The 9,754-nt window shown below is 73.9% G+C and carries 7 protein-coding genes; 6 read left to right on the plus strand and 1 reads right to left on the minus strand.

What is annotated here, in order from left to right; translation table 11 throughout:
• The first annotated feature begins 161 nt into the window (after positions 1–161).
• From ACFWZ5_RS32305 to ACFWZ5_RS32320, 4 genes are all read left to right on the plus strand, one after another.
• Positions 162–824 carry a bifunctional DNA primase/polymerase gene (locus ACFWZ5_RS32305; protein WP_384802755.1) on the plus strand — a complete coding sequence of 221 codons (663 nt, stop codon included), beginning with the start codon at positions 162–164 and terminating at the stop codon, positions 822–824.
• 136 nt (positions 825–960) lie between these two features.
• The gene (locus tag ACFWZ5_RS32310) at positions 961–1,734 is read left to right on the plus strand and encodes an ABC transporter ATP-binding protein (RefSeq protein ID WP_384802758.1); all 774 of its coding nucleotides are present in this window, start codon (positions 961–963) and stop codon (positions 1,732–1,734) included.
• A complete protein-coding gene (locus tag ACFWZ5_RS32315; RefSeq protein ID WP_384802760.1) occupies positions 1,731–3,362 on the plus strand; it encodes a transporter in 1,632 nt (543 codons plus the stop codon). Before ACFWZ5_RS32310 ends, ACFWZ5_RS32315 begins: the two co-directional genes overlap by 4 nt.
• A 452-nt stretch (positions 3,363–3,814) precedes the next feature.
• On the plus strand, positions 3,815–5,182 hold the full coding sequence (locus ACFWZ5_RS32320; RefSeq protein ID WP_384802763.1) for a PAS domain-containing protein: 1,368 nt from the start codon (positions 3,815–3,817) through the stop codon (positions 5,180–5,182).
• A gap of 940 nt (positions 5,183–6,122) precedes the next feature.
• On the opposite strand, the gene ACFWZ5_RS32325 is transcribed toward ACFWZ5_RS32320, so the two are convergent.
• Positions 6,123–6,911: an SIS domain-containing protein gene (locus ACFWZ5_RS32325; protein ID WP_384806396.1), complete on the minus strand. Its 789-nt coding sequence runs from the start codon at positions 6,909–6,911 to the stop codon at positions 6,123–6,125.
• 461 nt (positions 6,912–7,372) lie between these two features.
• Between ACFWZ5_RS32325 and ACFWZ5_RS32330 the strand changes: the two genes are divergently transcribed.
• On the plus strand, positions 7,373–8,065 hold the full coding sequence (locus tag ACFWZ5_RS32330; RefSeq protein WP_384806392.1) for an iron dependent repressor, metal binding and dimerization domain protein: 693 nt from the start codon (positions 7,373–7,375) through the stop codon (positions 8,063–8,065).
• 749 nt (positions 8,066–8,814) lie between these two features.
• Positions 8,815–9,681 carry an alpha/beta fold hydrolase gene (locus tag ACFWZ5_RS32335; protein WP_384806394.1) on the plus strand — a complete coding sequence of 289 codons (867 nt, stop codon included), beginning with the start codon at positions 8,815–8,817 and terminating at the stop codon, positions 9,679–9,681.
• Positions 9,682–9,754 lie beyond the last annotated feature (73 nt).

Consider the following 9,754-nt stretch of genomic DNA (forward strand, 5'->3'; position numbering starts at 1 on the left):
GGTGAACTCCGACTGCCCCTGACGTGGCTACCCGCGCCCGGACCCCCTTGCCCGCGCGCGCCCCCACCCGTGCACCCATGCGCCCCACGGCAGGACCGATGCTCCTCCCCCGCGCACATGACAGGCCGTAACCGGGAAGGACGGCGGGAGTTGAGGACTTCGTGGAAGAGACCATCGGAGTCACGTCAGCCGCGCAGATCCCGAAGCAGCGCGGAGAGGCCCTGCAGGACACAGCCGTACGGTACGCGGAGGAACGGCACTGGGACGTCTTCCCCGGCGCCTGGCTCGAGTCCGTCGAGGGCACGTGGCGCTGCTCGTGCGGCGACGCCGCGTGCGCCGCGCCCGGCGCCCACCCCGTGCGCGACGACTGGCCCACGCAGGCCACGGGCAGCGCGACCGTCGCCCGGCGCATGTGGGCCAAGCAGCCGAACGCGTCGATCCTGCTGCCGACGGGGCGGACGTTCGACGCCATCGACGTGCCCGAGACCGCCGGCTTCCTCGCGCTCGCCCGCATGGAGCGGATGGAGCTCACGCTCGGGCCCGTGACGTGCACGCCCGACCGGCGCATGCAGTTCTTCGTCCTTCCCGGCGCCTCGGCGAAGGTCCCCGACCTCGTCCGCAAGCTCGGCTGGCCGCCCGCCGCGCTCGACCTCATCACCCTCGGTGAAGGCGGCTACGTCGCCGCGCCCCCCACGCGTTTCGGCGCGTCCGGCGCGGTCCAGTGGGCCTGCCGCCCCACCCCCGCCAACCGCTGGCTCCCCGACGCCGAGGAAATCATCTCCCCACTGTCCTACGCCTGCGGCAGGGAGGCCCGCCGCCGGTAGTACCTGGCTGTGGGCAGCTGGTCCGCCCAGAGGGCGGAACGGGTGGGCACAGCCCATCCGACGCCGCCTCGATCCAACGGCCCCGAGACCGACGTACCGTACCCAGACGGACGACGGCAACGCAGAGGGGCAACGGGTGACCATCGCAGCAGTACAGGTGACCAACCTGTGGAAGGCCTTCGGCCAGCAACTGGCCGTGGCGGGCGTCGACCTGACCCTCCCGGCAGGGAAGTTCGTCGGGCTCGTCGGCCCGAACGGCGCGGGCAAGACCACCACCCTCTCCATGGTCACCGGCCTGCTCCGCCCCGACCAGGGCACCGTCGAGGTCGTCGGCCACGACGTCTGGCAGGACCCCGCCGAGGTCAAGGCCCGCATCGGCGTCCTGCCGGAGGGCCTGCGCCTGTTCGAGCGCCTCTCCGGGCGCGAACTCCTCGCGTACACCGGACGCCTGCGCGGCCTGCCCGGACCGGAGGTCGACAAACGCGCGACCCAGCTCCTCGACGTACTCGACCTCGCGGGCGCGCAGCACAAGCTCGTCGTCGACTACTCCACCGGCATGCGCAAGAAGATCGGCCTGGCCGCGGCGCTCCTCCACAACCCCGAAGTGCTCTTCCTCGACGAACCGTTCGAGGGCGTCGACCCGGTCTCCGCCCAGACCATCCGCGGCGTCCTGGAGCGCTACACCGCATCCGGCGCGACCGTCGTCTTCTCCAGCCACGTCATGGAGCTCGTGGAGTCCCTGTGCGACTGGGTCGCCGTGATGGCGGCGGGCCGCATCCGCGCGCAGGGCCCGCTCGCGGACGTACGCGGCGACGCGGCGTCCCTCCAGGAGGCGTTCCTCGAACTCGTCGGCGCGGGCGGGCGCGACGCGGACTCCGACCTCGACTGGCTCGGCGGCGGCCCTCGATGACGACACCGACGACGGCACCGACGCCGCCGACGCCGCGGCCCACCGCCCTCACCCCCGTCTTCGTACGCCTGAAGCTGTCGCTGCTGCGCAACGGCCTGCGCCAGTCCACGGGCCGCCGCGCCGCGTACGTCGCGTCGGCGGCCGTCGCCCTGCTCTTCGCCGCGCTCCAGCTCCTCGGGCTCGTCCTGCTGCGCGGCGACGAGCACGCGGCCACCGTGTCGGTCATCCTCACCGCGGTCCTCGCGCTCGGCTGGGCGGTGATGCCGCTGTTCTTCCCCAGCGGCGACGAGACCCTGGACCCCACGCGCCTGGTGATGCTCCCCCTGCGCCCCCGCCCTCTCGTGCGCGCGCTCCTCGTCGCGTCGCTCGTGGGCATCGGCCCCCTGTTCACGCTCTGCCTGGCGCTCGGCGCGGTGATCGCGGTGGCGCGGGGCGGCGCCGCGTACGCGGTCGGCGTGGTGGCCGTGCCGCTGACGGTCCTGCTGTGCGTCGCCCTCGCGCGGGCCGTCGCCGCCGCCAACATCCGCCTCCTCACCAGCCGCAAGGGCCGCGATCTCGCCGTACTCAGCGGGCTCGTCATCGCCGTCGGGGCGCAGCTGGTCAACTTCGGGGCACAGCGGCTCGGTTCGTCGGCGGACGGCCTGAGCGAGCTGGACCCGGCGGCGGACGTCCTGGGGTGGCTGCCGCCGTCCGCCGCGATCTCCGCGGTGCACGAGACAGGAGCCGCGCACTACGGAGTGGCCGCCGCCCAACTGGCCCTCTCCGTAGGGGCCCTTTTTCTCCTCCTGCACCTGTGGCGGCGCAGCCTCACCCGCCTCATGACGGCGCCGGACGGCTCGACCCTCGCCGCCGCCGAACCGTCCCGCACGAAGAGCCGGAGCAGCGGCCTCTCCGCGCGGCTCCCCGGGGGCCGCACGGGTCCCGTCATGGAGCGCTCCCTGCGCTACGTGTGGCGCGACCCCAAGACGAAGGCCGCCTGGGTCACGTCCCTCGCCATCGGCCTGATCGTGCCCGTCTTCAACGCCCTCCAGGGCACCGGATCCGTCTACTTCGCGTGCTTCGCGGCGGGGATGCTCGGCATCCAGATGTACAACCAGTTCGGCCAGGACACCTCGGCGTTCTGGATGGTGGCCATGACGATCTCGTCGACGCGCGACGCGTACGAGGAGCTGCGCGCCCGCGCCGGTGCGCTGCTCGTCGTCACGCTGCCGTACACGGCCCTGGTGAACGTCCTGACGACGGCGCTCCTCGGCGACTGGCGCACCCTTCCCGAAGCCGTCGGCCTCTCCTTCGCCCTCCTCGGCGCGATGCTCGCGACCGGCGCGTGGTCGTCGGCCCGCTTCCCGTACTCCATCCCCCAGGAGGGCTACAAGAACGTGGCGCCCGGCCAGGCGGGTCTCGCCTGGATCTCCCTGGTGGGCGGCATGCTCACCGCCGCCGCGCTCTGCGCCCCCGTCCTGGCCTGCACCATCTGGCTCCACAGCAGCGGACGCGGCGACGTGTCGTGGCTCCTGCTCCCCCTGGGCACGGTGTACGGCGCGGCGGTCACGGTGGCGGGGCTGCGGATGGCCGCGCCCCGGGTGGCGGCCCGGCTGCCGGAGATCCTCACGGCGGTGAGCAGGGGCTGACCACCCGTCACAAGGGGCGGGCGGAGGTCGTACGGAAAAGTCGTACGGGAAAACAGACGACCCGCGAGCCGTGGTTCCCCTCGCCTGTGGCGGGGAGAAGCCGGCCGGACGTACCGGCGACTCGCGGGTCGGGTGACTGCTTGGGATTGAGGGCCGGCTGCACGCATGGTGCACGCGCTGGTCCGGCGCCGAATTCGAGTTGCGACGTCGGGCCGCTAGCCCGCAGTCACCTCACGCGTCCGGGTTTCATACATCTGCCGAACCACCTCCCTTCTCGTGTGCACGCCACCCTAGGAACCGCGCCGTGCGCCGCACAACCGATTTATGGCGGGCAACGATTTCATCCAACTTCCGGGAACACACTGTGGGCTGCGTCACGTTCGAGTTGAATGATCTGACGTGCAGCACACGCAGCTCATGAGGATGAGGTCACGGCCTGCAGGGGGTTCCAGGTGAGTGCTTCCCGACAGAGCGGAACAACCGACGAACTGGGCCCCGAAGAGCCCGAGCCCGGCGGGGCCGAACTGCTCGCTGCGCTCCTCGACGGGATGGACGCCGCGCTGTGCGCCTTCGACTCCGACGGGGTCGTGACGCACTGGAACCGCGAGGCCGAGCGGATCCTCGGCTGGTCGGCGGCGGAGGCCGTCGGGCGGCGCGGCTTCGCCGGGTGGGCCGTGCGGCCCGCCGACGCCGAGGAGGTCGAGGAGCGCCTCCTCGCCGCCATGCACGCTCCCGGGCGCCAGGTGCACGAGTTCGCGCTCCTCACCAAGGGCGGCGGACGCGTCCTCGTCCGCACCCAGTCCGCCGCCGTCCGCGGCGGCGACGGCAAGCCCGCCGGGGTCTACTGCGCCTTCAGCGAAGTACACGCCCAGATCGACCTGGAGCGGTCCATCGCCCTGAGCGAGGCCCTGTTCGAGCACGCGTCGTGGGGCGTCGTCCTGGTCGACGCGGACCTGCGGCCCGCCGTGGTCAACGAACACGCGGCGCGGGCCCTGGGGATCGGCCGCACGGCGCTCCTCGGGCGGCCCCTCGGAGAAGTGCTCGTCCAGGGCGTCGAGGAGCTGGAGAGCGCTCTCGCGCATGTGCTCGCCGAGGGCGCGCCGCCCGCGCCCGCCGAGATGTGGGTGACGGTCCGCGGTGACAGCGGCGAGGCGCGGCGCCGGTGCTGGCGCAGCGGCTTCCTGCGGCTCGGCTCGCCCCTCGCCGAGGAGCCCGTGCCGCTGGGCGTCGCCTGGCTCTTCCGGGACGTCACGGAGGCCAAGCAGACCGAGCAGGAGGCCGCCCAGCTCCGCTTCCGGTCCCAGCAGCTGCACCGGTCCGCGCGGGCCGCCGCCGAGTGCGAGGACCCGATGGAGGCCGCGACCGTCCAGCTCGACTTCGCCCTCGCCGGCTTCGCCGACCACGCCCTGATCGACCTGCTCGTCGGCGAGGAGCCCGCGGTCCGGCTCGTGCGGGCCGCGGCGACGCCCGCCGAGTCGCCCGGGCCGTGTCTGCCCGCCGACCGGGCGGGGCTGCCCGTCCGCTACCCGGAGGGCCACCCCGCCACCCAGTGCGTGGAGCGGGCGGGGTCGGTGCGCGCCAGCGCCGGCCTCGCTTCGCCCGAGCGGGCTCGCGAGTGGGCCGCCGTCCGGCAGTGGCCCGAGTCGTCCGTGCACGCGCTGTGCGCGGTGCTGCGCAGCCGGGGGCGGACGCTTGGCGTCGTGACGTTCCTGCGGGGGGCGGCTCGGGCTCAGTTCGAGCGGGGGGATGCGGTGTACGGGGAGAGTGTGGCGGCACGGGTGGGGGTGGCGGTGGATCTGGCGGGGGTGCTGGGGCGGTGACATTCCCTGGCCTGGGGGCCCACCCACCGCCGTCGGCGCCCCTCCCACCGCTACCGCGGCGGTTCATCTCCCACCCGCCCGCCCGTTTCTGCCCTCCCACCAGGTGGACGCCCCCGGCGCGGGCTGCCCGCCGTCGGCGTCTGCGGCTCCCCCACCGCTGCCGCGGCGGCTGCCCCCCCCCCACCCAGCGCGTGAGTCACCCGCCGTCAGCGGCTAGGGGGCGCCCGCCCGCCGCACGTTTCCTCCCCTCCACGGGGTGGACGCCCTCCGTGGGGGGCGGCCGGCACGCCCCGAGCCACCCGCCCGAGCCCCCTCCGAGGGGACGGGATCCCTCGCCGACTCCCCACCGCTACCGCGGAGGCTTCTCCCCCACCCGCCTGCGGGGTGGGCGCCCCCGTGGGTTACCCGCCGTTGGCGTCTGCAGGCCTCCCACCGCTACCGCGGCGGTTGTTTCCCACCCGCCCGCCCGTTTCTGCCCTGCCGTGGGGTGGGCGCTCCTAGCGCGGGTCGCCCGCCGTCGGCGTCTGCAGGCCTCCCGCCGCTACCGCGGCGGTTGTTTCCCACCCGCCCGCCCGTTTCTGCCCTCCCGGCGGGTGGACGCCCCTCGCGGGGGCTGGCCGCCGTCGGCGGCTGCAGGACAGACGGTGCCCCCTGGACGGCACGTAGTGGGAGGGCGGGCGGGAAGAAGCCGCCGCGATAGCGGCGGGACCCCGGCACACGGGTGGGTGCGCCAGTGACCGGGCGAGGGGTCTGCGTGCGGTGGAGGGTGCCCCCGGGCGGCAGGTAGCGGGAGGGCGGGCGGGGAGATGCCGTCGCGGTAGCGGCGGGACCCCGGCACACGGGTGGGTGAGGGGTGTGCGCCGTCGGGCAGGCCCGGGGGGCCGTCGCCGTGGTGGTGGGGCTGGGGTGCGGTTGGGGGTTCCCGGGGGCTTGGTGGGGGTTAGTGGCGGTAGAAGATTCGGTCGGCGTACGTCGTGAAGATGCGGCCGTTCCAGTCGTGGCCGCCGTCCACGTTGCCCGAGCGCAGGAGGGGCGGCTGGATGCCGCGGGCGGCGAGGGCAGCCGCGGCGGTGGCCGTCATGGACTGCATGAGCGCGCTGGCCACCATCGTGGAGGCGGGGCCGAAGGGGGCGTCGACGGAGTCGAGAGTGAGCTCCGCGTCCCCCACGGCGATCTTCGAGTCGAGCACGACATCGCAGTGGTCCTTCAGGAACGTACCGGACACGTGCCGCGACTTCGTGCCCTTCGCGTACGCCACGGACGTCACGCCGATGACCTTCAGGCCGAGCGCGCGGGCGTTCATCGCCATCTCGACGGGGAGCGCGTTCCGCCCGGACAGGGAGATGATCACGAGGACGTCGCCGGGGCGGACGGGGCTGGAGTCGAGGACGGCGCCCGCGAGCCCGTCGACCCGCTCCAGTGCGGAGCCGAGCGTCGCGGGCATGACGTCGACGCCGACCACGCCCGGCACGGACAGCAGGTTCATGAGGGCGAGGCCGCCCGCGCGGTAGACGACGTCCTGGGCGGCGAGCGAGGAGTGACCCGCGCCGAAGGCGAAGAGGCGGCCGTCGGCCGCGACGGTGTCGGCGATCAGCTCGGCGGCGGCCGTGATGTTCGCGGACTCCTCCTCCCGCACCCGCCGCAGCAGCCCGATCGCGGCGTCCAGGTACCGCTCGGCCGTTCCGGCGGCAGGATCGGCAGGGGCGGCAGGATCGGCAGGGGCGACGATCGGGCCGGGGTCCGCACCGGCGGCCGCGTCAGCAGGGTCAACGGCGTCGGGGTTCGGGCCGGCAGCGGCGGTCGGGCTGGCAGCGGCGCCGGTGGTCGGGCCGGTGCTCGCAGCAGCGCCCGTGTCGGCGTCCGCAGCAGTGGCCGTGCCAGGGGCGGTCGCGTCGGCCTCCGCAGGGGCAGGGGTGCCGGCGGCCGTGTCGGGGGGCGGGGCAGCCTTCGGAGTGGCGGCCGCGCCGGTCTCCGTGTCCTTGTCCTGCGCGCCGTCCTTGCCGTGGCTCATCCGCGAAACCCCTTCGTCCCGCCGCCGTCCCGTCGTGTCGCGGATCACCGTGCGGTCTGAACCAGCGCCCTGTCAATACAGCCTGGAGACGCCTCTTTCCCCGGCGCAACCCGGTTGTCAGTGGTATGCGTCAGAATTGAGGGCAGGGCCAGCGCACGAGCGAATTCTGAGGGGCACCCATGTCGGGGCTTATTGACACCACTGAGATGTACCTGCGCACCATCCTCGAGCTGGAGGAGGAGGGCGTCGTCCCCATGCGCGCCCGGATCGCCGAGCGGCTCGATCAGAGCGGCCCGACGGTGAGCCAGACCGTGGCACGCATGGAGCGCGACGGCCTGGTGGCCGTCGCGACCGACCGGCACCTGGAGCTGACCGAGGAGGGCCGCCGCCTGGCCACGCGCGTCATGCGCAAGCACCGCCTCGCCGAATGCCTCCTGGTGGACGTGATCGGCCTGGAGTGGGAGCAGGTGCACGCCGAGGCCTGCCGCTGGGAGCACGTGATGAGCGAGGCCGTGGAGCGCCGCGTCCTCGAGCTCCTGCGCCACCCCACCGAGTCGCCGTACGGCAACCCGATCCCGGGCCTCGAGGAGCTCGGCGAGAAGGACGGCGCGGACCCGTTCCTGGACGAGGGCATGGTCTCCCTGATCGACCTCGACCCGGGCACGGACGGCAAGACGGTCGTGGTCCGCCGCATCGGCGAGCCGATCCAGACGGACGCGCAGCTGATGTACACGCTGCGGCGCGCGGGCGTGCAGCCCGGCTCCGTGGTGAGCGTCACGGAGTCGGCGGGCGGCGTGCTCGTGGGCTCCAGCGGCGAGGCGGCCGAGCTCGCGGCGGACGTCGCGTCGCACGTGTTCGTCGCCAAGCGCTGACGGCGCCCGGCACCGGGCCCGGTGCGGCCCCGAACCGACGCCAACTTCCGTTACCACAGGGACAGTTGGGGTGAGTCCGAGACGCACCGGAGCCCAAGATTCAGTGTGCCGAATCGCAGCGCCGGAACGATTTGCGTGCAAGGCTGTCGCGAGAGGCATATGACCTGAGGGCTCTTGACCGCGTCGGCACCAGGACCTGGCCGAGTCGCCGCCGGGTCCTGGCCGTACGGCCGGAGAGGGGGCAGACGATGTGCCCGGCTGGTGAGCGGGGGTACGGAGGGCGGGGCGCGCGGCGCCCAGGACGCCCGCCCCGGGCCCGCCGCAGACGCCTCGCCCGGCGCCCCCGCGGCGCTCCCCGGGCCCGCCACGCGGCCCGCGCACGTTCCGTACGCCACGTACGCCGCGTACGCCGTACGTGTCCTGCGCCGCCCCCGCGCCGCGCGTACCCCACGCCGTCGTCGCGCGGCCCGCACGCAGAGGGCCCCGGCGCCGCGTGGCGCCGGGGCCTGTCCTCCCCTGTACTGACCCGGAGCCCCGAGCTCCCAGGGTCACCCCCCTCGGACCGGTCTCCCCGAGCGGTCCGCCCCCCGATGAAGATCTCCCCTCGGCGGCGGCGGTCAATCCTTGAGCATGGTCACCCGAACGAGGGGTGTTGGCGGCAAGAAGGCCGTTCTCGAATGAGAGTTCGATAGCGTGCCGGAGTGCGTGAGCGAAGAACCCGAGCGGAACCAAGGGGGGTGCCTGGGACCATGGTGCGGCGCATCCACGTAACCGGTGCGGGCGGCGTGAACCTCGCCGCCTGGGAGTACGCCGATCCTCCCAAATCCAGGGAGGCCGAGCCGTCGCCGGGCGGCGTGCTGTTACTCCACGGCCTCATGGGCCGCGCCTCCCACTGGGCGGGCACCGCCCGCTGGCTCTCCGAGCGGCACCGCGCGGTCGCCCTCGACCAGCGCGGCCACGGCCGGAGCGACAAGCCGGCCGACGGGCCGTACTCCCGCGAGGCGTACGTCGACGACGCCGAGGCCGCCCTCGAGCAGCTCGGGCTCGCCCCCGCCGTCCTCATCGGCCACTCCATGGGCGCGCTCACCGCCTGGCAGCTCGCCGCGCGCCGCCCCGATCTGGTCCGGGGTCTGATCATCTGCGACATGCGGGCGTCGGCGCTCGGCGCGGCGTCCCAGCGGGAGTGGGAGGCGTGGTTCAAGTCCTGGCCGGTGCCGTTCGCGACGCTCGAGGACGTACGGAAGTGGTTCGGCGAGGACGATCCGTGGGTGGAGCGGCCCAACCCCTCGCGTGGCGCGTTCTTCGCGGAGGTCATGGCCGAGGGGCCCGACGGGTGGCGGCCCGTCTTCGACCCCGCGCAGATGCTGAAGTCCCGGGAGACCTGGGTGTACGACGCGCACTGGGAGGAGCTGGTGCAGGTGCGGTGCCCCGCGCTCGTCGTGCGTGGGCTCGATGGGGAGTTGGGGCGGGCCGAGGCGCAGGAGATGGTGCGGGTGCTGCCGCTGGGGGCCTATGCGGAGGTTGTCGACGCGGGGCATCTTGTGCACTACGACCAGCCCGAGGGCTGGCGCACCGCCATCGAACCCTTCCTGGACACCCTCCTGACGGGCTCTTAGCTCCGGGGCTCCTGCGCGCAGGACCCGCCGCTACCGCGGCGGCGACTTCCCGCCCGCCCACCCAGTACCTACC

The organism is Streptomyces sp. NPDC059003 (assembly GCF_042740445.1).
Taxonomy (GTDB): domain Bacteria; phylum Actinomycetota; class Actinomycetes; order Streptomycetales; family Streptomycetaceae; genus Streptomyces.